The following is a 22,972-nucleotide window of genomic DNA, read 5'->3' as shown; positions in this document are numbered from 1 at the left end:
GGCGGCAACGCCGCAGATGTGCGTGCCGGACCCCGCGACCCCGGCAAGATCCAAACGACACCTCCTGGCCCCGGCCGCCAGGAAGTGGACGCGGGGTCCTGTTCCACGTGAAACAGGGCCCCGGCGCCTTCGTCACAGCGGCAGTTTGAAGCCCACGTGGGAAGCCGTGAAGCCGAGCCGCTCGTAGAAACGGTGGGCATCGGTCCTGGTGTTGTCGGAGGTCAGCTGGACCAGTTGGCAGCCCTCGCGGCGGGACGCGTCGATCGCCCACTCGACGAGTCGGCTCCCCAGGCCGCTGCCGCGCTCGTCCGCGTGGACGCGGACCGCTTCGATGACCGACCGGGTGGCACCGCGGCGGGAGAGTCCGGGAACGACCGTGAGTTGAAGCGTGCCGACGACGCGGCCTTCGCGGACCGCGACGACCAGGTGCTGGTTCGGGTCGGCGCTGAGCCGCTCCAGAGCGGTCAGGTACGGGCTGAGGTCGTCCGGCGACTCGCGCTGCGCGCCCAGGGGGTCGTCCGCGAGCATGCCGACGATCGCGGGAACGTCATCGGCGACCGCGGCCCGTATCTCCAGGTCTTCCATGCCGGCACCCTACGCGGGCACCGGCGCCTTCAGTGTTTCCACGGCCCGGACCAGGGGAGCGAGGTCGGGGTTCTCCGCCGCCGTGTCGAGGGCCTCGCGCAGGGCCGTGTCGTTGGTCGGCCGCGCCTCGTCCAGCAGCTTGAGACCGGCCTCGGTGACGTTGGTGTAGATGCCCCGGCGGTCGGTGGGGCACAGGTAGCGCTCCAGCAGTCCGCGGTCCTCGAGGCGGGTGACCAGGCGTGTGGTGGCGCTCTGGCTGAGCACGACCGCGTCGGCGACCTGCTTCATCTGCAGATGGCCCCCGTCGCCGTCGTGCTGCCGGCTCAGTACGTCGAGCAGGGAGTACTCCCGCACGCTCAGGTCGTGCCGGGCCTGAAGGGCGCGCTCGATGTGGGCCTCGATCCTCCCGTGCAGCAGGGAGAGCGCGCACCAGCCCTGAGCGAGGGCGGTGAGCGCGGGGTCCGTGGCTGTCATGGGCGTTTCCTCCGTCCAGGAGCTGCTGACACCAGGGTAGAGCAAGCCCGCAATAGACGGCGTTTGCAAATAACCCGCGTCTGCAATTATTGTCGGTGAACGCAAAGCGCCCCTGCAATCATCTGGGAAGGTCTGTCCCCATGCCTCTCGCGCTTCTGGCCCTCGCGATCGGGGCCTTCGGAATCGGAACCACGGAGTTCGTGATCATGGGCTTGCTGCCCGAGGTCGCGGGTGACTTCGGTGTCTCCATCCCCACCGCCGGCTATCTGGTGACCGGCTACGCGCTGGGTGTCCTGTTCGGCGCCCCGCTGATGACCGTGCTCGGCACCAAGATCTCCCGCAAGCGGATGCTGATGCTGCTGATGGGGTTGTTCATCGCGGGGAACCTGCTCTCCGCGCTGGCCCCGTCCTTCGGCCTCATGCTGGCCGGGCGGGTGATCGCCTCACTGGCCCACGGCGCCTTCTTCGGTATCGGCTCGGTGGTCGCGGCCGACCTGGTCGCCCCGGACAAGAAGGCCGGAGCCATCGCCCTGATGTTCACCGGACTGACCGTCGCCAATGTCGTCGGTGTTCCGCTGGGCACGCTCGTCGGCCAGTCCGTCGGCTGGCGGGTCACCTTCGGCATCGTCGCCACCCTCGGCGTCGTCGGCCTGGCCGGCATCGCCAAGCTCGTCCCCGACATGCCCAAGGCCGAGGGTGTGCGGTTGCGTCACGAACTGGCCGCCCTGAAGAACGTCCAGGTCCTGCTCGCCATGGCGATGACCGTCCTCGGGTTCGGCGGCGTCTTCGCGGCCGTCACCTACATCGCGCCGATGATGACGCACGTCGCCGGCTTCGCCGACGGCTCCGTGACCTGGCTGCTGGTCCTCTTCGGACTCGGCATGGTCGGCGGCAACCTCATCGGCGGCAGGTACGCGGACCGCGCCCTGATGCCCATGCTGTACCTCTCCCTGGGCGCCCTCGCCGTCGTCCTCGCGCTCTTCACCCTGACCGCGCACAACAAGATCACCGCCGCCGTCACCATCGCCCTCATCGGTGCCCTGGGATTCGCCACGGTTCCGCCCCTGCAGAAGCGGGTCCTCGACCAGGCGCACGGCGCCCCCACCCTGGCCTCGGCCCTGAACATCGGCGCCTTCAACCTCGGCAACGCGTTGTCCGCCTGGCTCGGCGGCCTTGTGATCGGGGTCGGCCTCGGCTACACCGCACCCAACTGGGTCGGTGCCGTTCTCGCCGCGAGTGCCCTGGTGCTGGCGTTCGTCTCGGCCGCTCTCGAGCGCCGCGACACCCCATCCGGCATCCTGCCCGCCGGCCCGGTGCCCACCGAGTGCCGGACCGCCGTCCCCCACTGACCCACAGGACCGGCGCACCCCCGCATCCACCGGTTCCCCACCCGGCACCACCGACATCACCGAGTACCATAAGGAGAATTCCCATGAGCACCACCGCCGTCGCCCCGCTCACCACCGCGGAAGCCGAAGCCCTGGTCGGCGCGGCACGCCAGGCCGCGGACGCGGCCGGTGTCACGGTCAGTGTCACCGTCCTCGACGCGGGTGGGCATCTGCTCGCCTTCCGCCGTGACGACCGCGCCGTGCTGATCTCCGGGGAGACCAGCACCCGCAAGGCGTACACCGCGCTCCAGATGAACACGCCGACCGCCGACCTCGTGGACGCCGTGCGGCCCGGAGGCCTCTTCCACACCCTGCCCACCGCACTCGACCGGCCGCTGCTGTTCATCGCCGGGGGCGTGCCCGTCGGGCGCGACGGCCGGCTGATCGGTGCGATCGGTGTCGGCGGTGGTGCCCCGGAGCAGGACCATGCCTTCGCCACGACCGCCGTGGAGGCCCTCGTCTGACGGCCTCAGGCCGCAGCGACCGTCAGCGGGGCGAACCGTCGGCTCCAGTTCCCGGGCAGCTCCGTGATCCCGTACGTCATGACGGCGTTCAACGCGACGGATGCCAGCCCGTGTGCCTTCGCCCAGCTCAGCAGCTCTTCGTGTCGCACATCGATGTCGGTGCGCAGCGGCCGGTCGGTGCGGGCGGCGAGCGAAGCGAGCAGTGCTTCGGCCGTCGCCGTGTCGCGGGCGATGAGCGGGCCCACGACATGGGTGTCCATGTTGGGCCAGGCAGCCGCGTAACCGATGATCCGTCCGTCCTCCTCGGCGACACGCAACTGATCGGCGAAGGCGGGCAGGCGGGTGACGATGTGCGTGCGGTCGACGCCGAACACCTGCTCGTCGAGCCGGACGATCGCCGGGAGATCCTCTGCGGTCGCGGCCCGGGTGACGGCCTCCGGCCGGTCACCCGTGGAGACGAAGTGTCCGCGCAACATCTCGGCATGGCCGGTGACCTTGAAACCGAGCTCCTCGTAGAGCGGACGGCCATAGGGGGTCGCGTGCAGGGTGAGGGGTGTGGTGCCCATCGCGGAGACGATGTGACGCATGAGTCGGCGTCCCACGCCCCGGCGGGCATGCCGTTCGGCGACCAGGACCATGCCGACGGCCGCGAGAGCGGGCTGTTCCTGCGGCCCGTACTCGGTGACGACGCAGGCGGCCACCAGGCCACCGTCGGGATCGTCGATGCCGTGACCCCTCCCGGCCGCAAGGAGGAGGCCCCACTTGTGCTCCTCCCGTGGCCACCCCCGGTCCTCGGACAAGTCGGCGCAGGCGGTGAGGTCACGGAGCGTCAGACGGCGGATGGGCAGAGAGGCAAGGGAAGGTGTCGGCACGCAGGTCAGGCTGTCCGACAGGGGGCTTCGGCGTCCACCCGTTTCGGGAGACTCGTGCGAGCTTTTGGCCACGCCGTGGTCGCGGACGGAGCGCGGACACGGGCACGGGACGTTTCACGTGAAACATACGAGAACGGCGTGCGGCCGATTCCTTCCATCGGGAGACGAAGGGAGCGGGGCCCGTTAACCTCGTCGCTCATGGCGAGGCTTCATCTCTTCGATCTCGACGGCACCCTGCTCCATGGCAGCTCGGCTCCCGTGGAGATCTCGCGGCAGTTGGGACTGGAAGCCGAGACGGTGGCCCTCGACCGGGCGATCTCCTCCGGCCTCATCGGGCCACCGGAGTACGCCATACAGGTGCACACGCTCTGGGCGGGCCTCACGGAGGCGCATGTGGCGGCGGCGTTCGAAGCGGCTCCGTGGCTGGCCCGTATCCGCGAGGTCTGGGCAGAGCTCACACGGAACGGTGACTACTGCGCCGTTGTCTCGCTGTCCCCGTCCTTCTTCGTGGAACGGCTCATCGACTGGGGTGCGCACGCGGCGTACGGCTCTCGATTCCCCGCCGTCCCCTTCACGAAGCCCGTGGACCCGGTCGGCGTCCTCAGCGCGGCGGCCAAGGTCCGGATCGCCGACCGTCTGTGCGCGGAGTTCGGGGTGACCCGTGCGGACTGCGTCGCCTATGGCGACTCGATGTCGGACAGGGACCTGTTCGGCGCGGTGCCGGTCTCCGTCGCGGTCAACGCGGACCGGCATCTGACCGGCCTCGCGACCCACTCCTACACGGGGCGGGACCTCTGGGAAGCCTACGAACTGGTGCGGGCCGCGTAAGGGGCGGGTGTCACCCCAGGTCGGGGGCGTGCATGGCGCGTACGCCCTCGATATTGCCGTCCAGGTAGTGCCGCAGCGACAGCGGTACCAGATGGACGGAGGCGATTCCGACGCGGGTGAAGGGTACGCGGACGATCTCGTACTCGCCGATGGGTTCGTCGACCTCCGGACCGTGACGCAGGGACGGGTCCATGGATTCCAGGCGGCATACGAAGAAGTGCTGCACCTTCACGCCGGTGGCGCCGTCGTCCTCGCCGATGTGTTCCACGGTGTCGACGAAGCAGGGCACCACATCGGTGATCTTCGCGCCGAGTTCCTCGTACACCTCCCGGTGCAGGGCGTCCACGACGGTGGAGTCCTCCGGTTCCACTCCGCCGCCTGGGGTGAGCCAGTAGGGATCCACGCCTGGTTTGGTGCGCTTGATCAGAATCAGGTTCTCGCCGTCCAGCAGAACGGCTCGGGCGGTGCGCTTGACCACGGGTCGGACGGTCATGGAAGGAATGTGGCCCGGCTGGTTCCACGTGAAACATCGCGGGAGGGCAGCGGCCGGCTTCCCGCGGTGAGACGCCGCCCCGGTAGGTCAGCACCAGCCGGTGGCCGCCCGCTCCAGCCACTCGTGGGCCCGCGCGATGTGCGGCATCGCCAGCGTGCCGGTGCGGACCACCAGGAAGTACGTGCGCAGCGGAGGCACCGTCGGTTCGTGCAGGGCCACCACCTCGCCCCGCCCGAGTGCACCCGCGCAGAGGTAGCGGGGCAGCACCGCCAGCCCCGCTCCCGCGGTGGCGCAGGCCAGTACCGCGCGTAGATCCGGGACGATGACGGTGCCCGGAGCGACGTGGCGGGAGTCGAAGACGGAGGTCCAGTAGCGGGTGACGAAGGGCAGCGACTCGTGCACCTCGACCACCGGGACGTGTTCCAGGACCGACGGACCCGTGCGGCGGAGCGTGCCGGAGCCGATCCGCTCGGCCCAGTGCGGGGCGGCGACCAGGACGTGCTCCTCGTCGCAGAGCGCAGTCGCCGAGAGCAGGGCGCCGCGTGGCCGGGCCGTGCTGATGGCCAGATCGTGATGTCCGGCGGCCAGCCCCTCGAGGACTTCCTCGGCGGTGCCGAAGGAGGCACGCAGGGCGAAGCTCTGGCCGTCCTCGCCGGTCAGCTCCGTGAGCGCGGGCAGTGCCCGTTCGGCGGTGAACTCCGGAGGACCGGCCAGATGCAGTGTCCGTAAGGAGGAGTCCTCCTCCAGTCCGGACTCGGCTATCTCCACCAGGGCGTCGAGATGTGGCGCCGCCTTGTGGGCGAGCTCGTCCCCGGTGGTCGTCGGTGTCACGCCGCGCGCCTGCCGAAGGAACAGGGGCCGCCCCAGCTGCCGTTCCAGCGTCCGTATCTGCGAGGTCACGGCCGGCTGGGAGAGGCCGAGCAGGGCGGCGGCACGGGTGAAGGAACCGGCCCGGTGCACGGTCACGAAGGTCCGCAGCAAGGCCAGATCCACGCCACACCCTCCTTCTCCGGCTCCGCTCCGGGGCCGGACGTCCAACTATAAATAAGTCGATAGGCCGCTGCCGTTACTGTGATTGGACACTGACACTAAGTCAACTAGCCTTGGTCACGCGGTTCTTCGCGCGCAGAACCGAGGACGGTCCGAGCCACGAGGGGGGAGGCTCGGACCGTCCGCCGCAGTGTGCCGGGTGCCTTACCGCCCGGCCGGAGCGGCCGGTCAGCCGGCTGATTCGTCCAGGGCGCGCAGTACGTCCGCGACCAGGTCCTCCGGGTCCTCGGCGCCCACGGAGAAGCGGATGAAACCCTCCGGCACCGCGTCCCCGCCCCAGCGCCCGCGCCGCTCCGCCGTGGACCGTACGCCGCCGAAGCTCGTCGCGTCGTCTACGAGCCGCAGCGCGTCGAGGAAACGGTCCGCACGCGCGCGCGTGGGCAGCGTGAAGGACACCACGCACCCGTAGCGCCGCATCTGCTGCGAGGCGATCCTGTGCGAGGGATCGTCGGGCAACCCCGGATAACGCAGCCCTGTGACCTCGGACCGCTCCCGCAGCGCCCGGGCGAGCGTCAGCGCGGTGGCGTTCTGCCGGTCGACGCGGAGCTGGAGCGTGGCGATCGAGCGGTGCGCGAGCCATGCCTCCATGGGCCCCGGAATGGCACCGACGATCTTGCGCCAGCGACGGACGGCGGCCATGGCCTCGGCGTTCCGGCCGGTGACGTATCCCAGGAGCACGTCGCCGTGCCCGGTGAGCTGCTTGGTACCGCTGGCCACCGCGAAGTCGGCGCCGAGCTCCAGCGGGCGCTGGCCGAGCGGCGTCGCGAGGGTGTTGTCGACGGCGACCAGGGCACCGCGCGCGTGTGCCGCCTCGGCGAGCCGTCGTACGTCGCACACGTCGAGCCCCGGATTCGAGGGCGTCTCGATCCACAGCAGCTTCGCGCCGTCGAGGACCTCGAGCTGCGCGTCGCCGCCCGTCGGCGCGGTCCGCACCTCGATGCCGTACGTCTCCAGCTGGGCCCGCACCAGGGGCAGGGCCTGGTAGCCGTCGTTCGGCAGGACGACCGCGTCCCCGGTGCGCAGCTGGGAGAAGATCACCGAGGAGATCGCGGCCATGCCCGAGGCGAACACCAGGGTTTCGGCGTCGTCCCGGCCGGGTGCCTCCAGCTCGCCGATGGCCCGTTCCAACAGCGTCCAGGTCGGGTTCTCGTCCCGGCCGTAGGTGTACGGGCCGGTGGGATCGCCCGGCAGATGGAAGTGGGCGGCGAACACCGGTCCGGGCAGGGTCGGTTCGTGCTTGACCGGCTCGGGCAGCCCGGCCCGCACCGCGCGGGTGCCCTCGCCCGCCCCGTCCGGCAGCGCCTGCCCGTGGCCCGCGCCCGTCGTCGAATCGTTCATGCCGTCTGTCCTTCCACCCGCTCACGTACCGCGGCGAGCAGTCCGGTGCTCGCCGCCTCCACCATCTCAAGACACTCGTTGAATCCGTCCGCACCCCCGTAGTAGGGGTCCGGTACGTCTGGATCGTCGCCGGCAGCGGGATCGTAGGAGCGCAGCAGACGCACCTTGTCGGCGTCCCGGTCCGTGGGCGCGAGGCGGCGCAGCGCCCTGAGGTGGCCGGAATCGAGTGCGATGACGAGATCGAGGCGGGCGAACCAGGACGGATCGAACCGCCGGGCCGTGTGGCCGGTGCCGTAACCGTTCTCCCGCAGCACGGTCACCGTGCGGGGATCGGCGCCCTCGCCCTCGTGCCAGCCGCCCGTACCGGCGCTGTCCACCTCGACCGGGCCGTCGAGTCCGGCCTCCGCCACCCGCGCGCGGAAGACGGACTCGGCCATCGGGGAGCGGCAGATGTTGCCGGTGCAGACGAAGCAGACGCGGTAGGTCATGGTGCTCAGTCCCCGTCGGGCAGGATGACGTTGAGCGCCCAGGAGACGACGGAGATGATCAGACCGCCCAGTACGGCCGTCCAGAAGCCCTCCACGTGGAAGCTCAGGTCGAACTGGTCGGCGAGCCAGGAGGTGAGCAGCAGCATCAGTGCGTTCACCACCAGGGTGAACAGCCCCAGCGTCAGGATGAGCAGGGGGAGACTCAGCAGCTTCACCACCGGCTTGACCAGGAAGTTCACCAGACCGAAGATCAGTGCGACCAGTATGAGGGTGCCGATCTCCTTGCCCGTGCTGTCACCGGTCAGGGTGATTTTGTCGAGCAGCCACACGGCGACCGCCAGGGCGCCCGCGTTGGCGATCGTCTTGACTAGGAAATTCATCATGTGTCTGATCGTGGCAGACACGATCGGACTCGGGCAGTGAGGCAGGGGCGGGACAAGGCGATGAAGGCATTCCGGCTGGACGAACTGGAGGCGGAGCGCGCCGCCAACGACGGGGCATATCTGCAGTTCCTGCGTGAACGGAACATGTCGGTCGGCCTCTACGCCCTGGACGCCGGCGCCCAGGATCCGCAGCAGCCGCACAGCCAGGACGAGGTGTACTTCGTCGTCAGCGGCCGCGCGGCGATCACCGTCGGCATGGAGACCACCCAGGTGGCACGCGGCAGCGTCGTGTACGTACCGGCCGGAGTGGCCCACAAGTTCCACCACATCAGCGAGGATCTGCGGGTTCTGGTGGTGTTCTCTCCCCCCGAGAGCTGAGGGGCGCTGTCGGGGTTCCCTAGGGGAACGGTCAGGGGAGGACAAGGGATCCGAGGCCCCCGCCGGAGCATCTGCCGCCCTAGCATCGGGTGCAGGACATCATCGACGCGACCCGGCACTCGGCGGGCGGAGAGGTAAGGACGAGGGCGATGCGAGAGATCTTCGCGGGACTGCCGTGGTGGGTGAAGTGGATCGCGGTGCCGGTCATCGCCCTGGTTGTGTTCGGCGGGCTGATAGCGAGCGTGGTCGGCTTCGTGATCGGACTGCTCTTCAAGGTGCTGGTCTTCGTGGCGCTGGTCGGCGGACTGATCTATGTCGTACGGAAGTTCACATCGAGCTCTTCGTCGCGCAGCGACTGGTGAGCCGAGGGGGACCGGTGAAGCGGTAACAGGAATCACCGGTTCCCTCGGGCGGGGGAAGTTTCTCCGGCGGGCCGTCCGCATGCGGTGACAGCCCGTTAGAGTCCGGAACTCGACGCGGGGACGATCCCCGCGAGCGGCGACCCCCACCCGTGTTCCCCGCACGGGCTGCCCCCTCGCGTTTCGGGAGTGACCCTTGGCCACGACTGGCACCGGCTCCGCGCAGCTGACCGCGGTCCCTCCGCAGCCCCGCTCGCCGGAGCCCACCGCGCCGCCGCCCACCGCGACCCTCATCAGCTCCGTCCAGCGAGCCATGCGCCTGCTGGAGACCGTCGCCGGGCACGACTACGGGGCTCCCGCCAAACAACTGGCCAGGGAGACCGGACTGGCGCTCCCCACCACGTACCACCTGCTGCGCACCCTGGTGCACGAGGGCTATCTGCGCCGCGACAAGGGGCTGTTCTTCCTGGGGGAGGCGGCAGAACGGCTGAGCAGCAGCGGGGCGGAGCAGAAACGTCGCAGCACGGTGGTCGACACCCTCGCCCGCTGGCGGGACGCGATCGGCGCCCCGGTGTACTACGCCGTGTACCGCGAGGGCGAGATCGACGTCGTCTGCGTCTCCGACACCCCTGCCAATCCCGCGGTCGAGGAGTGGGCCGATTTCCGGGAGACCGGACACGCCCACGCGGTCGGACAGTGCCTGCTCTCCCAGCTCGACGAGGAGGCGCGCCGCGACCACCTCGACCGCCATCCCGTGCGGCCCGTCACGCCGTACACCGTGCGCGACGACCACGGCCTGCTGAGGCGCCTGGAGCGGACCCGGCGGATGGAGCCGGTGATGGAGCGTCAGGAGTACGTCCTGGGGGCGGTGTGCGCGGCGATCCCCATCACCGTCGGCGGTACGGCCGCGGCGATGGCCATCTCGCTGCCCGCACACCAGGCCGACCGGCTCCTCCCCGCGGCGCAGCGACTGCAGACCGAGATGGGGCGTCTTGTCGGGTCACTCGCGCTGTCTATCAGTATCTGAAAACTCACTCCTTGTGATCTGCTGTGTACGTTCAGCAAGATTCCCTCTGGTGTCAGTGTTCATGCCCGGCCAGTCCGTGGCGAATGACGGGGTAGGCGATGCGCGAATCCGTACAGGCAGAGGTCATGATGAGCTTTCTCGTGTCGGAGGAACTGTCCTTCCGCATCCCGGTTGAGCTCCGCTACGACACCTGTGACCCCTACGCCGTGCGGCTGACCTTCCACTTGCCGGGAGATGCTCCAGTGACCTGGGCGTTCGGTCGGGAACTGCTGATCGACGGCGTCGGGCGGCCGTGCGGGGAGGGCGACGTACGCGTCTCGCCGGTGGATCCCGACGTACTGGGCGAGGTGCTGATCCGACTTCAGGTCGGCAGCGATCAAGCGCTGTTCCGTTCGTCGACCGCACCGCTCGTGGCCTTCCTCGACCGCACCGACAAGCTGGTGCCGCTGGGCCAGGAGGGGGCGCTCGCCGACTTCGACGCCCACCTGGACGACGCGCTGGACCGGATCCTGGCGGAGCAGAGCGCCGGCTGAAGCGTTCCGCCAGTCGGGTGGACCGGTGGCGGAACGCTTCAGCGCGCTCCGCCCGCCATCCGGGACATCAGCGCTTACGGCGCCTGCCCCGCCCGCCGCGCCCTGCGGCAGGCCGTGCATCCGGTACCTGCCCGGTCCCGTGTGCCTGCGCCGGTCCGTATGCCTGCGTCCGTGCCTGAGCCGTCGGGCGGTCGGCCGAGACCACCAGCGCGGCCAGGGCCGTGGTCACCGGTACCGAGGCCACCAGGCCGATCGAGCCGATCAGGGTGCGCACGATCTCCTCCGCGACCAGCTCGCTGTTGGCGACCGTCCCCACGCTGCTCTGCGCGATGGAGAACAGCAGCAGCAGCGGCAGTGCGGCGCCCGCGTAGGCGAGGACCAGCGTGTTGACCACGGACGCGATGTGATCGCGGCCGATGCGGATGCCAGCGCGGTACAGCCCGCGCCAGCCCGTCGAGGGGTTGGCCTCATGCAGCTCCCAGACCGCGGACGTCTGGGTGACCGTCACGTCGTCGAGGACACCGAGCGAACCGATGATGACGCCGGCCAGCAGCAGACCGCTCATGTCGATCCCGGGATACAGCCCGTGGATCAGACCGGTGTTGTCGTCGGTGTTGCCGGTCAGCGCGGCCCACCCGATGAACACCGAGCCCAGGAAGCCGATCAGCAGCAGCGAGATCAGTGTGCCGAGCACCGCCACCGACGTACGCGCCGACAGCCCGTGACACAGGTACAGGGCGATCAGCATGATCGCGCTCGCCCCCACCACCGCCACGACCAGCGGGTTCGATCCCTGCAGGATCGCGGGCAGGATGAAGAAGTTGAGCACCAGGAAGCTGATCGCCAGCGCGACCAGCGCCATGACGCCACGCAGCCGTCCCACGGCCACGACGGCGAGCGCGAAGATGCCCGCGAGCAGCGCCATCGGGAAGCGCCGGTCCACATCGGTGACCGAGTACTGGAGGTCCTCGGGCGCGGAGGGCTCGTAGGCGACCACGACCTTCTGGCCCTCGCTCAGCTGCCGGGACTGGTCCGGCTGCACGATCTCGTTGAACGTACGGCCCTTGTCGTCGCCGGTGTCGACCCGGATCGTCGCCTTCTTGCAGGTACCGCCCGCCTGCTGCTGGGCGGACGAGCCCTCGGCGGTGGAGGTGTCGCCGGTCGGGACGCCCCCGGAGGCGTTGACGGACTGACAGCTCAGCTCGACCACCTTGGTGACCGTGGCGCGCTGTGTCTGCCGGTCGAAACCGACGCCTGTGCGCTCGTGCGCCGGGGCACCGCCCGGCCACAGCACGGCGAGTCCGATCAGCACCGCCGCCGTGAACGGGATCAGGATCGCCGCGATGACCTTGCGCAGGTGCTGGGAGACGGGCGCCGCCGGGCCGTGACTGTGGCTGTGCCCGTGCGCGTGGCCGCCGCCGTCTCCGGCACCGGGTGTGCGCGGTGGTTCGGGCGGTGGATACGGAGGAGGTTGAGTGGAGCTCACCGCCCGATCATCGCAAGAACGGGATGGGCCCTCTGTTCACCGCGCCAGAAATGACGCTAGCGTGGAGGCGCTTTTGTACACGCGGGAGCTCGGAGCACCGGGCTGAGAGGGCGCTGACCTCCGTCCCAGCGATGTTTCACATGAAACATCACCGAATTGCGAGTGATGTTTCACACGGAACGTCGGCAGACGGAAACCGCTGCGTCGACCGCCGAACCTGTTACCGGGTAATGCCGGCGTAGGGAGTAGGTCTCATGACCAACAAGGACGCACGCACGCCTGCCTCCACGCAGAACCCGACGGAGACGTCGGTGAACGGGGAGGCCGGGAAGTCCATCGGCTGGCACAAGGCGTACGTCGAGGGCGCACGCCCCGACCTGCGGGTGCCGGTCCGTCAGGTGCACCTCACCAACGGGCAGTCGGTCACGCTGTACGACACGTCGGGCCCGTACACCGATCCGCTCGTCGACACCGACGTCCGCCGGGGCCTGGCTCCGCTGCGGGAGAGCTGGATCATCGCCCGCGGTGACACGGAGGAGTACGCGGGCCGTCCCGTCCGTCCCGAGGACGACGGGATCAAGCACACCTCTCCGCGCGGGGGCCTGCGCAATCTGGACGCCGTGTTCCCCGGCCGGCCGCGCCTGCCGCGCAGGGGCCGCGGGGGCCGGGCGGTCACGCAGCTGGCGTACGCGCGCCGTGGTGAGACCACGCCCGAGATGGAGTTCGTCGCGGTCCGGGAGAACGTCTCCCCCGAAGTGGTCCGTGAGGAGATCGCGGCGGGCCGGGCGGTGCTGCCGGCCAACGTCAATCACCCGGAGATCGAGCCGATGATCATCGGCAAGCGGTTCCTGGTGAAGGTGAACGCCAACATCGGCAACTCGGCGGTCACGTCCTCCATCGAGGAGGAGGTCGAGAAGATGACCTGGGCGACCCGCTGGGGCGCCGACACGGTCATGGACCTTTCCACCGGCCGGAACATCCACACCACCCGCGAGTGGGTGCTGCGCAACTCCCCCGTCCCCATCGGCACCGTGCCGCTCTACCAGGCCCTGGAGAAGGTCGACGGCCGGGCCGAGGAACTGACCTGGGAGATCTACAAGGACACGGTCGTCGAACAGGCCGAGCAGGGTGTGGACTACATGACGGTCCACGCGGGCGTGCGTCTCGCGTACGTACCGCTCACCGCCCACCGCAAGACCGGCATCGTCTCCCGCGGCGGCTCGATCATGGCCGCATGGTGCCTGGCGCACCACAAGGAGTCGTTCCTGTACGAGAACTTCGAGGAGCTCTGCGAGATCCTCGCCGCGTACGACGTCACGTACTCGCTCGGCGACGGCCTGCGGCCCGGGTCCATCGCGGACGCCAACGACGAGGCGCAGTTCGCGGAGTTGCGCACGCTCGGGGAACTCAACACGGTCGCGAAGCGTTTCAATGTTCAGACCATGATCGAGGGCCCGGGGCATGTCCCGATGCACAAGATCAAGGAGAACATCGACCTTCAGCAGGAGATCTGCGATGAAGCCCCGTTCTATACGCTCGGCCCGCTGACGACGGACGTCGCGCCCGCGTACGACCACATCACGTCCGGCATCGGTGCCGCGATGATCGCTTGGTGGGGCACGGCCATGCTCTGCTACGTCACGCCCAAGGAACACCTGGGCCTGCCCAACCGTGACGACGTCAAGACCGGCGTCATCACCTACAAGATCGCCGCCCATGCCGCCGACCTCGCCAAGGGGCACCCGGGCGCCCAGGAGTGGGACGACGCGTTGTCCGACGCCCGCTTCGAGTTCCGGTGGGAGGACCAGTTCAACCTCGCCCTGGATCCGGAGACGGCACGTGAGTTCCACGACGAGACCCTGCCGGCGGAACCCGCCAAGACGGCCCACTTCTGCTCGATGTGCGGACCGAAATTCTGTTCGATGAAAATCTCTCAGGACATCCGTCGTGAACACGGCGGAAGCCGGGACGAGATCGAGGAGGGGATGGCTCGGAAGTCGAAGGAGTTCGCGGAGGCGGGCAATCGCGTGTACCTGCCGATCGCGGACTGAGCGTTCGCCGCAGGCGGCGCGGGGGCGGTGCCCGTGGTGGGTGCCGCTCCCGCGGGGCGGCAGGTGCGGTTGCCTCTCCCCTTCGCCGGGGCGGGTGGGCAGACTGGCCCCATGACAGCGAGTCCGATGAGCAAGGGGTCCAATCTTCCCGTCGATGCCCGCGTGGTGCGCGTGGAGTTCGCTTGGGCGGCCGGGCCCGGTGTGCCCGACATCGACGCCTCGGCGCTTCTCCTCACGGAGGCCGGGCGGGTGCGGGACGACGGGGACTTCGTCTTCTACAACCAGTCCCGTCACACGTCCGGCGCCGTGACGCACCTCGGGAAACAGCGTGGCGCGCGGGACGTGACCGACACCGTGGAGGTGGATCTGGACGCCGTGGAAGGGGCGGTCGAGCGGATCGTGCTGTGCGCGTCGGCGGACGGCGGGACGTTCGGGCAGGTGCCGGGACTGGTGCTCAGGCTGCTCGACGCCGGGGCGGGGGCCGAGCTGGCCCGGTTCGACATGGCGGCGGGGACGGAGACCGCGTTCATCGGCGGCGAGCTGTACCGGCGGCAGGGGAAGTGGAAGTTCCGGGCGGTGGGACAGGGGTACGCCTCCGGACTCGCGGGCCTGGCCACGGACTTCGGCATCACCGTGGACGACACGCCCCAGGTCTCGTCCGCTTCCCCCGCGGCCACCGCGCCCCCGGCCCCACCCGCGGTCGTCGCAGCCCCGGTTCCGCCGTCCCCGCCCGTTCCTCCCGCGGTGCCGGTCGCGCCCGCCCATCAGCCCTCCGTGCCCCACCCCCACTCCGGTGCCCCGCGGCTCACCAAGGGCGAGGAGCGGTTGCCCGTCGACATGCGCAAGCGGTTGTCGCTGCGCAAGGAGCAGGTGGCGGTCAGTCTGCGCAAGCACGGGGCCGCCGAGGTCACCGCGCGCGTCATCCTCGTACTCGACGCCTCCGGGTCCATGTCCTTCCTGTACTCCAAGGGGGTCGTGGCCGATGTCGTCGAGCGGATGGCGGCGGTCGCGGCGCAGCTGGACGACGACGGTGAGATGCAGGCCTGGACCTTCGCCTCGAACCCGGCCCGGTTGCCGGATCTGCGGCTGGGGGAGCTTCCCGAGTGGCTGCGGCTGCATGTGCGCGTGGGGGAGGTGGGTCTGTTCAGGCGCGGGCGGAAGAAGGGGCTGGAACCCAGCCAGGTCGACATGCGGGACGTGGGCATCCAGAACGAGGAGCAGAAGGTCATCGCCGAGGTGCGGGCGTTCGTCCGGGACCGTCCCGCGTCCGCTCCGACCCTCGTCCTGTTCTTCTCCGACGGTGGTGTCTACCGCAACAAGGAGATCGAGCGCGAGCTCCGCGAGGCGGTGGAGGAACCGGTCTTCTGGCAGTTCGTGGGGCTGGGCAGGTCCAACTACGGCGTGCTGGAGCGGTTCGACACACTGCCGGGACGCCGCGTCGACAACGTCGGGTTCTTCGCCGTCGACGACATCAGCACCGTGCCGGACGCGGAACTGTACGACCGTCTGCTGTCCGAGTTCCCGCAGTGGATCACGGCCGCGGGACGGGCGGGGATTCTCTGAGACCCGGTCCGAGCCTCCCCGGTCCGACCTCCCCAGCCCTTCATCGGACCCGGCCCTCCGCCCCGTCCACCCGGCTCGCGCCTCCGGCATGGAGAGCGCAAGCCGACGGACGGGCCACCCGGCTACTCCGGCTGGTGCTCCGGTCCCCCGAAGTCCGGGCTGGAGTAGTCCGGACTGGAGTAGCTCGGCCGTGTGCCGCGGGTCGCCCCCTCCTCCGGACTGGAGAAACCCGGCCGGTCGTACCCCAGGTGCGGGATACGGCTGGTCGGCGCGGGCGGTGCCGTGTGCCGCAGCGCAGTGACCGTCGCCGGGTCGGTGAGCGCGTCCCGCAGGAACGGCAGGATCCCCCGCTCCAGCAGGGCCTCGTGCCAGGCGTCCCTGGCCAGGGCCACCTCCCCGTCGAGTTCGCGGTACGGCCCGCCGAGCGCCGAGGGCTTGTTGTGCAACGCGGTGAGCAGCAGGCCCACGGCGGCGACGAGGATGGCGACCGCCGTCACCGCGCCGAACACCCACCCCGTGGTGAGCATGGTCCGGGCGAACGCGGCGCCGGGGTCGAGCATCCGCAGGATGTAGCCGACGAGCAGGAAGATCGCAGCCGCCGTTCCGGCCAGGACGGGTGCCAGGACGGCGACGACGGCGACGGCGCCGGCCCCGGTGGTCCCGGCGACCTCTCCCACGGTGGCGGCGAGCCCCACCGCGTTCGTGTCCGGCTCGGTGGAACCGGACTCGCGGACGGACGGGGTGGCCGACGACGGTGGCCGGCGCAGTTCCTCACGGACCTTCACATAGTGCTGGTACTCGGTCGCCGCGGCCGTCGTGATGATCGCGGTGGCGTTGAGCGCCATGGTGCGCAGTTGTTCCGAGTTGAGCCGCTGTCCGACCGCGGCCAGTTCCGGGTGGTGTGGTGCGGAGCGCAGCGCCTCATCGAGAATCCGCTCGTATTCCTGGCGGTCCTCGTTCAGCAGGTGCTGCGGAACGCTGTTCATGTGCATCCCCCGATGCTCCGTAGGGCTTGGGGCTCGGCATGCTGACGAGCCGTCGGGCAGAAACGGAGGGGAGCCTGCTACGGATAAGCCGATGGTAGAGCGGTGACGGCGCGTGGTGACAGGGGGTTTACCGAAATTGGCACGTGCACGGTGCGGTTGCGGGCCGCACGGTCACGGCCCGTTGGATCGTCAGGTGCCCAGCGGCAACTGCTGGACCAGCAGTTTCCCGGCCATGGTGACCCCGCCGTCCATCGCGATGGCGAGTCCGTCGGCGTAGACATGAGGACCGGTGACCACGGGGCCGCTGTCGTCCTCGCCGTCCTCGGAACCGACTTCGCCCGTCAGATACGGGATCGGGCTGTGGCCGTGAACGACCCGGGTGCCGCCGTACGTATCCAGCAGGGAGCGCACCGCGTCGGCGCCGCCCTCGTCGCGGAAGGAGAACCGCTTGGTGAACTTGCGGAACAGGTCCCAGACCTCGTCGGCGTCGTTGCGGGTGAGCGTCTCGCGGACGGTGTCGTTGACCTCTTCGATGGAACGGCCGTAGTCGAGGTAGGCGGTGGTGTCGGAATGCAGCAGCAGATGGCCGTCGACCTCCTCGACGGCGTCGAGGCGGGCCATCCACTGCAGGTGGTGGTCCTGGAGGCGGTCCATGTCGGTCTTCTGTCCGCCGTTGAGCAGCCAGGCCGCCTGGAAGGTGGCGGTGCCCGCGCCGGAGTTGACGGGGGTGTCGCCGAACCGCTTGGCGCCGAGCAGCAGCAGCTCGTGGTTGCCCATGAGGGCCTTGCAGTAGCCGCCGGCGGCGGCGGCCTCGGCGGACAGCCGCATCACGAGGTCGATGACGCCGATGCCGTCCGGGCCGCGGTCGGTGAAGTCGCCGAGGAACCACAGCCGCGCGGTGCCGGCGCACCACTGGCCCGCCGAGTCCAGCAGCCCCTGCTCCTGGAGGGCGGCCACCAGCTCGTCGAGGTAGCCGTGGACGTCGCCGACCACATACAGCGGTCCCTGGCCGGTGGCGGGCTGCGGGGCGGGGACGGACGCGGGATCGACGGTCACCTGAACAGTGTCCCCCCGATTGATGACGGGGAGGTCCCGCTGGGTGGGTGTGTATCCCTCCGGATAGGTCTCCTCGGAGGGCGGGACGACGTCGCCGGGGTGCGTGCTCTGGGCATACGGACCGGTCTCGTGCACGTACGCGGGTACCCGGAAGTCGCGCAACGTCGCCGTCCGCTCCACCTCGGGTCCCTGACCGGCCCCCTGAGTCATCGACCCCTCCACCATCGCGCCGCTTCTGCACCGCGTCGGACTGCCTGGTCGCAGCGGCCCGCGGTGTCGTGGGCCCATCATAGGAATGCGGATCGCGCCGTGTGACGACCCAGGGGTGGTGAATCGGAGCAAGACTCCGGTTCACCGCGGCTTTCGCCCTGTTTGAGTGGGTCTTCGACGGCCCCGGCCGCACACCTTCCGCCGCTGACCGGTTCGCCTTCCTTCCGGGTGCCCGGCCCGTTTCCCCCGGAGGGGTGCCCGGGAACACCCTCGCGTCCCCCTCCGGAGACAGGACCGTCCCCCCTCCGGAGACAGGACCGTCCCCCCTCCGGAGACAGGGCCGTCCCCCCTCCGGAGACGGGACCGTCCCTGCGGGACCCGGACCCGCCTGTACGAGACCCCCCGGAAACGGAGTGGGCACCGTCCCGGACGCCCTCCGATGCCGACCCGGCGTGCGTGACACGCCTTCTTCCGAGGCGCGGCCGGTCGTCGAAGCCGCCGCTTTCCCCTCCGGAAGCGGAAGCTCCACGATCCGGGCCGCGGCACGCCCTGTCGGGACCCCTGTGTCACGACCCCTTCGGTGACCTCGGCGGGCTGACCGTCGTACGGGGCGGACGCCGCTGCGAGGAGGTCCGCACGATCAGCTCGGTCGGTATGACCTGCTCCACCGGCTGGTCCGAGTCGACGCCCTCGATGGCGTCGATGAGCAGCTGGATCACCGCCGTGCCGATGCGGCGCGGTTTGAGGGAGAGCGTGGTGACGGGCGGTTCGGTGTTGGCGTAGACCGTGGACTCGCTGCAGCAGACGAGCAGCAGGTCGTCCGGGACGCGCAGGCCGTAGCGGCGGGCGGCGGCGAGCAGATCGGTACCGTTCGGATCGAACAGGCCGTAGACGGCGTCGGGTCGGTCGGGACGGGCGAGCAGCCGGTCGGCGGCGACGGCGCCGGCGCACGGATCGTGCGCCGGGTAGGCCTCGTAGACTGGATCCTGGCCCACACGCTCGCACCAGTGCAGATAAGCGGTGGTCGACAGGTGGGTGTACGTGTCGGTGGTGGTGCCGGTGAGCAGGCCGATGCGGCGGGCGCCGGCGTCGGCGAGGTGGTCGAGGATGCCCGTCACAGCGGCCTCGTGGTCGTTGTCGACCCAGGCGGTGACCGGCAGCGAACCGGCCGGCCGGCCGTCGGAGACGACCGGTAAGCCCTGGCGGACCAGCTCGCTGACGACCGGGTCCTGGTCGGAGGGGTCGATGACGACCGTGCCGTCCAGGGCCACGTTGGACCACACGTCGTGGCGGGAGGTCGCGGGCAGGATGACGAGGGCGTAGCCGCGGGCGAGCGCGGCGGAGGTGGCGGCGCGCGCCATTTCGGCGAAGTACGCGAACTCGGTGAAGGTGAAAGGTTCATCCCCGTACGTCGTCACGGTCAGGCCGATGAGTCCGGACTTCCCGGTGCGGAGCGTACGGGCGGCGGCCGAGGGGCGGTACCCCAGTCTGTCGGCCACCTCGCGGACGTGGCGCCGGGTGGCGTCCGGGAGCCTTCCTTTGCCGTTGAGGGCGTCGGAGACGGTCGTGATGGAGACTCCGGCGGCGGCGGCCACGTCCCTGATGCCCGCTCGTTCCGGCCGGCTGCCTCGGCGTGAGGTATCCGCGCGGCTCACCTGGTGCTTCCCTGCTGCTGTCATGGCGAGCCGATAGTAGGGCTCATGCGGTGGGGTAGGGCGGACGCATATGCACGCGTTGACAGGCACGTTTCTGCATGATCATTAAGGGTCAATTGGCTTAGAAGTAAAGGGTGTTGAACGTTCCGATACCAAGACCTGGCGTGTCGGCGCATGCGGGCCTGTCGAGGGTGTGATGTTGCGAAGAGGTCTCAACTCACCTGCACGAGGGATGCGCGCCACGGCGCAAGCCACCGGCGCGTAGATATATGTACAGCGCGCCCCTGGTCCGCACGCCATTCGTACACCTTCGGGTTACGTTGCCCTTGTTGCCTCTGTGACGTACGGGCCGGTGAGCATCCTCTGCTCCTCTACGCAGCGGCGCCCAATCCTCATAAGGTGAGCAGTATTGGATGTCGGCGGCGGACACGGGTGCCGCCGGTCTTCGCGAGGAGGACTGCGGTGAGCGAGACGAGCCCCAAGCTGCGCGCCGAGCTGGAGGGGATCCCCACGTACAAGCCGGGCAAGCCGGCGGCGGCCGGCGGACCGGTGGCGTACAAGCTGTCCTCCAACGAGAACCCCTATCCGCCGCTGCCCGGCGTGATGGAGACCGTGACGGCCGCGGCCTCCTCCTTCAACCGGTACCCGGACATGGCCTGTACGGCGCTGATGGCCGAGCTGTCCGAGCGCTTCGCGGTCCCGGCCTCCCACCTGGCCACCGGCACCGGCTCGGTCGGTGTCGCCCAGCAGCTGCTGCAGGCCACCTCCGGGCCCGGCGACGAGGTGATCTACGCCTGGCGGTCCTTCGAGGCCTACCCGATCATCACGCAGGTCAGCGGTGCCACGTCGGTCCAGGTGCCGCTCACCCCGGGAGACGTGCACGACCTGGACGCGATGGCCGGGGCGATCACCGACCGGACCCGGCTCATCTTCGTCTGCAACCCCAACAACCCGACCGGCACGGTGGTGCGGCGGGCCGAGCTGGAGCGTTTCCTCGACCGGGTTCCGAGCGACGTCCTGGTGGTGCTCGACGAGGCCTACCGCGAGTTCATCCGGGACACCGAGGTGCCGGACGGCGTCGAGATCTACCGCGAGCGGCCCAACGTCTGCGTCCTGCGGACCTTCTCCAAGGCGTACGGCCTGGCGGGGCTGCGTGTCGGTTTCGCCATCGCCCATGAGCCGGTGGCGGCGGCGCTGCGCAAGACGGCGGTGCCGTTCGGGGTGAGCCAGATCGCACAGGACGCGGCGATCGCCTCACTGCGCGCCGAGGACGAGCTGATCGGCCGGGTCGGCTCGCTGGTCTGTGAGCGCAACCGCGTGATGGACGCGCTGCGGGACCAGGGCTGGACGGTGCCCGAGACCCAGGCCAACTTCGTCTGGCTGCGGCTGGGGGAGCGCACGGCGGCGTTCGCGCAGGCGTGCGAGCAGGCGGGTGCGGTCGTCCGGCCGTTCCCCGGGGAGGGCGTGCGGGTCACGGTCGGGGAGACCGAGGCGAACGACATCTTCCTGAAGGTGGCTGAAGGCTTCCGCAAGGAGGTCTGACCGGCGCGTATGTCCAGGCGGTCGGCGGCTCGTCCGTCGGCCGCCTTCGTGTGTGCGGAAGTGCGCGCAAAGGGGTCGACGTCACAGGGGACCCCCCTTCCCGGTCAGAAAAACGGTAGGTCATAATTGCTTGTGAATGTGAACGCGTTCACAAGCGCATCCCGTTTTCGTCCGAGATGTCGAGGGACGAACGGGATCAAGCGGCCGCCGCGACCACGGCGAAGTGAAGTAAGGAGCGACGACGTGGATCTGGCTCTGGCGCCGGAGACCCTGGCGCGATGGCAGTTCGGTATCACCACCGTCTACCACTTCCTCTTCGTTCCCCTGACGATCTCGCTCGCCGCCCTCACCGCGGGGCTGCAGACCGCCTGGGTGCGCACGGAGAAGGAGAAGTACCTCAAGGCGACGAAGTTCTGGGGCAAGCTCTTCCTGATCAACATCGCGATGGGCGTGGTCACCGGCATCGTGCAGGAGTTCCAGTTCGGCATGAACTGGTCCGACTACTCGCGGTTCGTCGGTGACGTCTTCGGCGCCCCGCTCGCCTTCGAGGCTCTGATCGCCTTCTTCTTCGAGTCCACCTTCATCGGACTGTGGATCTTCGGCTGGGACAAGCTGCCCAAGAAGATCCACCTGGCCTGCATCTGGATGGTCTCGATCGGCACCCTGCTGTCGGCGTACTTCATCCTCGCCGCCAACTCCTGGATGCAGCACCCGGTCGGCTACCGGATCAACGAGGAGAAGGGCCGCGCCGAGCTCACCGACTTCTGGCTGGTGCTCACCCAGAACACCACGCTCAACCAGGTCTTCCACAGCTTCTCGGCGGCCTTCCTGACCGGCGGCGCCTTCATGGTGGGCATCGCCGCCTTCCACCTGATACGGGGGAAGCACATCCCGGTGATGCGGACCTCGCTCCGGCTCGGCCTGGTCACCCTCGCGGTCGGCGGCCTGTTCACCGCGATCAGCGGCGACACCCTCGGCAAGGTCATGTACGAGCAGCAGCCGATGAAGATGGCCGCAGCCGAGGCCCTGTGGGACGGCGAGGAACCGGCGCCCTTCTCCGTGTTCGCCTACGGCGACGTCGACCGGGGCCACAACAAGGTCGCCCTGGAGATCCCCGGCCTGCTGTCCTTCCTCGCCCACAGCGACTTCGAGTCGTACGTGCCCGGCATCAACGACACCAACGAGGCCCTGCAGGAGAAGTTCGGCCCCGGTGACTACAAGCCCATCGTCCCCGTCGCCTACTGGGGCTTCCGCTGGATGATCGGCTTCGGGATGGCCTCCTTCTCGCTCGGCCTCCTCGGCCTGTGGCTCACCCGCAAGAAGTTCCTGCTCCCGGCCGCCCACCGCACCGGGGAGGACGAGGTACCGCACCTGGTGCTGCTGAAGAAGCCGCTCGGCTCCCGGCTCACCCGGCTGTACTGGCTCCTGGCGCTGTGGACCATGGCGTTCCCGTTGATCGCCAACGCCTGGGGCTGGATCTTCACGGAGATGGGCCGGCAACCCTGGGTGGTCTACGGCGTGATGCAGACCAGGGACGCGGTCTCCCCCGGTGTGTCCACGGCCGAGGTCATCACCTCGATGTCCGTCTTCACCCTGCTCTACGCCGTCCTGGCCGTCATCGAGGTCAAGCTGCTCGCCAAGTACGTCAAGGCCGGCCCGCCCGAGCTCGGCGACTCCGACCTCAACCCGCCCACGAAGCTCGGCGGCGACATCCGTGACGCCGACAAGCCGATGGCCTTCTCGTACTAGGCCGAGGGAGCTGC

23 protein-coding genes and 1 riboswitch are annotated in these 22,972 nt (G+C 69.5%); of the genes, 11 read left to right on the top strand and 12 right to left on the bottom strand.

Features of this window, described 5'->3' with window-relative positions:
- Positions 1-132: 132 nt before the first annotated feature.
- Both ACH4VX_RS17730 and ACH4VX_RS17725 read right to left on the bottom strand, forming a co-directional pair.
- Entirely contained in the window at positions 133-585 is a 453-nt protein-coding gene (locus ACH4VX_RS17730) for a GNAT family N-acetyltransferase (RefSeq protein ID WP_398368305.1), read from the bottom strand.
- 9 nt (positions 586-594) lie between these two features.
- Positions 595-1,059: a MarR family transcriptional regulator gene (locus ACH4VX_RS17725; protein ID WP_344569804.1), complete on the bottom strand. Its 465-nt coding sequence runs from the start codon at positions 1,057-1,059 to the stop codon at positions 595-597.
- A gap of 140 nt (positions 1,060-1,199) precedes the next feature.
- On the opposite strand from ACH4VX_RS17725, the gene ACH4VX_RS17720 reads away from it, so the two are divergent.
- Complete coding sequence (locus tag ACH4VX_RS17720; RefSeq protein WP_398368304.1) at positions 1,200-2,408, top strand: MFS transporter; 1,209 nt, start codon at positions 1,200-1,202, stop codon at positions 2,406-2,408.
- 83 nt (positions 2,409-2,491) lie between these two features.
- On the top strand, positions 2,492-2,911 hold the full coding sequence (locus ACH4VX_RS17715) for a heme-binding protein (protein ID WP_398368303.1): 420 nt from the start codon (positions 2,492-2,494) through the stop codon (positions 2,909-2,911).
- Between the two features lie 5 nt (positions 2,912-2,916).
- Here the strand turns inward: ACH4VX_RS17715 and ACH4VX_RS17710 are convergent, their stop codons facing one another.
- The gene (locus tag ACH4VX_RS17710) at positions 2,917-3,783 is read right to left on the bottom strand and encodes a GNAT family N-acetyltransferase (RefSeq protein ID WP_398368302.1); all 867 of its coding nucleotides are present in this window, start codon (positions 3,781-3,783) and stop codon (positions 2,917-2,919) included.
- Positions 3,784-3,981: 198 nt separating this feature from the next.
- Between ACH4VX_RS17710 and ACH4VX_RS17705 the strand changes: the two genes are divergently transcribed.
- Complete coding sequence (locus tag ACH4VX_RS17705; protein WP_398368301.1) at positions 3,982-4,611, top strand: HAD family hydrolase; 630 nt, start codon at positions 3,982-3,984, stop codon at positions 4,609-4,611.
- A gap of 10 nt (positions 4,612-4,621) precedes the next feature.
- Here the strand turns inward: ACH4VX_RS17705 and ACH4VX_RS17700 are convergent, their stop codons facing one another.
- The 5 genes from ACH4VX_RS17700 to ACH4VX_RS17680 all read right to left on the bottom strand — a co-directional run bounded on the left by ACH4VX_RS17700 (position 4,622) and on the right by ACH4VX_RS17680 (position 8,363).
- Entirely contained in the window at positions 4,622-5,104 is a 483-nt protein-coding gene (locus ACH4VX_RS17700) for an NUDIX domain-containing protein (protein WP_398368300.1), read from the bottom strand.
- A gap of 87 nt (positions 5,105-5,191) precedes the next feature.
- Positions 5,192-6,097 carry a LysR family transcriptional regulator gene (locus tag ACH4VX_RS17695; RefSeq protein WP_398368299.1) on the bottom strand — a complete coding sequence of 302 codons (906 nt, stop codon included), beginning with the start codon at positions 6,095-6,097 and terminating at the stop codon, positions 5,192-5,194.
- A gap of 225 nt (positions 6,098-6,322) precedes the next feature.
- Positions 6,323-7,492 carry a cystathionine gamma-lyase gene (locus ACH4VX_RS17690; RefSeq protein ID WP_398368298.1) on the bottom strand — a complete coding sequence of 390 codons (1,170 nt, stop codon included), beginning with the start codon at positions 7,490-7,492 and terminating at the stop codon, positions 6,323-6,325.
- Positions 7,489-7,980: a low molecular weight protein-tyrosine-phosphatase gene (locus tag ACH4VX_RS17685; protein WP_398368297.1), complete on the bottom strand. Its 492-nt coding sequence runs from the start codon at positions 7,978-7,980 to the stop codon at positions 7,489-7,491. The genes ACH4VX_RS17690 and ACH4VX_RS17685 overlap by 4 nt, the downstream gene beginning before the upstream one ends.
- 5 nt (positions 7,981-7,985) lie before the next feature.
- The gene (locus tag ACH4VX_RS17680) at positions 7,986-8,363 is read right to left on the bottom strand and encodes a phage holin family protein (RefSeq protein WP_398368296.1); all 378 of its coding nucleotides are present in this window, start codon (positions 8,361-8,363) and stop codon (positions 7,986-7,988) included.
- A 60-nt stretch (positions 8,364-8,423) separates the two neighbouring features.
- Between ACH4VX_RS17680 and ACH4VX_RS17675 the strand changes: the two genes are divergently transcribed.
- From ACH4VX_RS17675 to ACH4VX_RS17660, 4 genes are all read left to right on the top strand, one after another.
- Positions 8,424-8,741 carry a cupin domain-containing protein gene (locus tag ACH4VX_RS17675; RefSeq protein WP_004929283.1) on the top strand — a complete coding sequence of 106 codons (318 nt, stop codon included), beginning with the start codon at positions 8,424-8,426 and terminating at the stop codon, positions 8,739-8,741.
- Positions 8,742-8,890: 149 nt separating this feature from the next.
- Positions 8,891-9,103 carry a DUF5326 family protein gene (locus ACH4VX_RS17670; RefSeq protein WP_030048440.1) on the top strand — a complete coding sequence of 71 codons (213 nt, stop codon included), beginning with the start codon at positions 8,891-8,893 and terminating at the stop codon, positions 9,101-9,103.
- A gap of 310 nt (positions 9,104-9,413) precedes the next feature.
- Entirely contained in the window at positions 9,414-10,127 is a 714-nt protein-coding gene (locus ACH4VX_RS17665) for an IclR family transcriptional regulator (protein ID WP_398368427.1), read from the top strand.
- A gap of 98 nt (positions 10,128-10,225) precedes the next feature.
- On the top strand, positions 10,226-10,660 hold the full coding sequence (locus ACH4VX_RS17660) for an SsgA family sporulation/cell division regulator (protein WP_030820186.1): 435 nt from the start codon (positions 10,226-10,228) through the stop codon (positions 10,658-10,660).
- A 67-nt stretch (positions 10,661-10,727) separates the two neighbouring features.
- On the opposite strand, the gene ACH4VX_RS17655 is transcribed toward ACH4VX_RS17660, so the two are convergent.
- Positions 10,728-12,146 (bottom strand): YibE/F family protein, encoded by a 1,419-nt coding sequence (locus ACH4VX_RS17655; RefSeq protein ID WP_398368295.1) that lies wholly within the window; start codon positions 12,144-12,146, stop codon positions 10,728-10,730.
- Between the two features lie 71 nt (positions 12,147-12,217).
- Positions 12,218-12,408, top strand: a riboswitch (TPP riboswitch).
- On the opposite strand from ACH4VX_RS17655, the gene thiC reads away from it, so the two are divergent.
- On the top strand, positions 12,401-14,197 hold the full coding sequence (thiC, locus tag ACH4VX_RS17650) for a phosphomethylpyrimidine synthase ThiC (RefSeq protein ID WP_398368294.1): 1,797 nt from the start codon (positions 12,401-12,403) through the stop codon (positions 14,195-14,197). It overlaps the preceding riboswitch by 8 nt.
- 111 nt (positions 14,198-14,308) lie before the next feature.
- On the top strand, positions 14,309-15,760 hold the full coding sequence (locus ACH4VX_RS17645) for a VWA domain-containing protein (protein ID WP_398368293.1): 1,452 nt from the start codon (positions 14,309-14,311) through the stop codon (positions 15,758-15,760).
- Between the two features lie 122 nt (positions 15,761-15,882).
- Here ACH4VX_RS17645 and ACH4VX_RS17640 read toward each other — a convergent pair whose 3' ends face one another.
- The 3 genes from ACH4VX_RS17640 to ACH4VX_RS17630 all read right to left on the bottom strand — a co-directional run bounded on the left by ACH4VX_RS17640 (position 15,883) and on the right by ACH4VX_RS17630 (position 19,691).
- Positions 15,883-16,752 (bottom strand): hypothetical protein, encoded by an 870-nt coding sequence (locus ACH4VX_RS17640; RefSeq protein ID WP_398368292.1) that lies wholly within the window; start codon positions 16,750-16,752, stop codon positions 15,883-15,885.
- Between the two features lie 183 nt (positions 16,753-16,935).
- On the bottom strand, positions 16,936-18,027 hold the full coding sequence (locus ACH4VX_RS17635) for a metallophosphoesterase family protein (protein WP_398368291.1): 1,092 nt from the start codon (positions 18,025-18,027) through the stop codon (positions 16,936-16,938).
- A 551-nt stretch (positions 18,028-18,578) separates the two neighbouring features.
- Positions 18,579-19,691 (bottom strand): LacI family DNA-binding transcriptional regulator, encoded by a 1,113-nt coding sequence (locus tag ACH4VX_RS17630; RefSeq protein WP_398368290.1) that lies wholly within the window; start codon positions 19,689-19,691, stop codon positions 18,579-18,581.
- 438 nt (positions 19,692-20,129) lie between these two features.
- Here ACH4VX_RS17630 and hisC point away from each other — a divergent pair, with 438 nt between their 5' ends.
- Both hisC and ACH4VX_RS17620 read left to right on the top strand, forming a co-directional pair.
- Entirely contained in the window at positions 20,130-21,209 is a 1,080-nt protein-coding gene (gene hisC, locus ACH4VX_RS17625; protein ID WP_398368289.1) for a histidinol-phosphate transaminase, read from the top strand.
- Positions 21,210-21,452: 243 nt separating this feature from the next.
- A complete protein-coding gene (locus tag ACH4VX_RS17620) occupies positions 21,453-22,958 on the top strand; it encodes a cytochrome ubiquinol oxidase subunit I (protein ID WP_398368288.1) in 1,506 nt (501 codons plus the stop codon).
- The last annotated feature ends 14 nt before the right edge of the window (positions 22,959-22,972 follow it).

It is taken from the genome of Streptomyces sp. NPDC020731 (assembly GCF_044334705.1).
Classification (GTDB): Bacteria; Actinomycetota; Actinomycetes; order Streptomycetales; family Streptomycetaceae; genus Streptomyces.
Note: the sequence above shows the minus strand (reverse complement) of the source record. Positions and strands in the feature narration are given on the sequence as shown.

Bases quoted from the DNA above. Each gene is read 5' to 3' on its own strand.
- thiC (WP_398368294.1), top strand. From the start codon at position 12,401: ATGACCAACAAGGACGCACGCACGCCTGCCTCCACGCAGAACCCGACG.
- ACH4VX_RS17640 (WP_398368292.1), bottom strand. From the start codon at position 16,752: ATGCACATGAACAGCGTTCCGCAGCACCTGCTGAACGAGGACCGCCAG.
- ACH4VX_RS17680 (WP_398368296.1), bottom strand. From the start codon at position 8,363: ATGATGAATTTCCTAGTCAAGACGATCGCCAACGCGGGCGCCCTGGCG.
- ACH4VX_RS17690 (WP_398368298.1), bottom strand. From the start codon at position 7,492: ATGAACGATTCGACGACGGGCGCGGGCCACGGGCAGGCGCTGCCGGAC.
- ACH4VX_RS17730 (WP_398368305.1), bottom strand. From the start codon at position 585: ATGGAAGACCTGGAGATACGGGCCGCGGTCGCCGATGACGTTCCCGCG.
- ACH4VX_RS17700 (WP_398368300.1), bottom strand. From the start codon at position 5,104: ATGACCGTCCGACCCGTGGTCAAGCGCACCGCCCGAGCCGTTCTGCTG.
- ACH4VX_RS17660 (WP_030820186.1), top strand. From the start codon at position 10,226: ATGCGCGAATCCGTACAGGCAGAGGTCATGATGAGCTTTCTCGTGTCG.
- ACH4VX_RS17665 (WP_398368427.1), top strand. From the start codon at position 9,414: ATGCGCCTGCTGGAGACCGTCGCCGGGCACGACTACGGGGCTCCCGCC.
- ACH4VX_RS17720 (WP_398368304.1), top strand. From the start codon at position 1,200: ATGCCTCTCGCGCTTCTGGCCCTCGCGATCGGGGCCTTCGGAATCGGA.
- ACH4VX_RS17705 (WP_398368301.1), top strand. From the start codon at position 3,982: ATGGCGAGGCTTCATCTCTTCGATCTCGACGGCACCCTGCTCCATGGC.
- ACH4VX_RS17685 (WP_398368297.1), bottom strand. From the start codon at position 7,980: ATGACCTACCGCGTCTGCTTCGTCTGCACCGGCAACATCTGCCGCTCC.
- ACH4VX_RS17715 (WP_398368303.1), top strand. From the start codon at position 2,492: ATGAGCACCACCGCCGTCGCCCCGCTCACCACCGCGGAAGCCGAAGCC.
- ACH4VX_RS17635 (WP_398368291.1), bottom strand. From the start codon at position 18,027: ATGGTGGAGGGGTCGATGACTCAGGGGGCCGGTCAGGGACCCGAGGTG.
- ACH4VX_RS17675 (WP_004929283.1), top strand. From the start codon at position 8,424: ATGAAGGCATTCCGGCTGGACGAACTGGAGGCGGAGCGCGCCGCCAAC.
- ACH4VX_RS17670 (WP_030048440.1), top strand. From the start codon at position 8,891: ATGCGAGAGATCTTCGCGGGACTGCCGTGGTGGGTGAAGTGGATCGCG.
- ACH4VX_RS17645 (WP_398368293.1), top strand. From the start codon at position 14,309: ATGACAGCGAGTCCGATGAGCAAGGGGTCCAATCTTCCCGTCGATGCC.
- ACH4VX_RS17630 (WP_398368290.1), bottom strand. From the start codon at position 19,691: ATGACAGCAGCAGGGAAGCACCAGGTGAGCCGCGCGGATACCTCACGC.
- ACH4VX_RS17725 (WP_344569804.1), bottom strand. From the start codon at position 1,059: ATGACAGCCACGGACCCCGCGCTCACCGCCCTCGCTCAGGGCTGGTGC.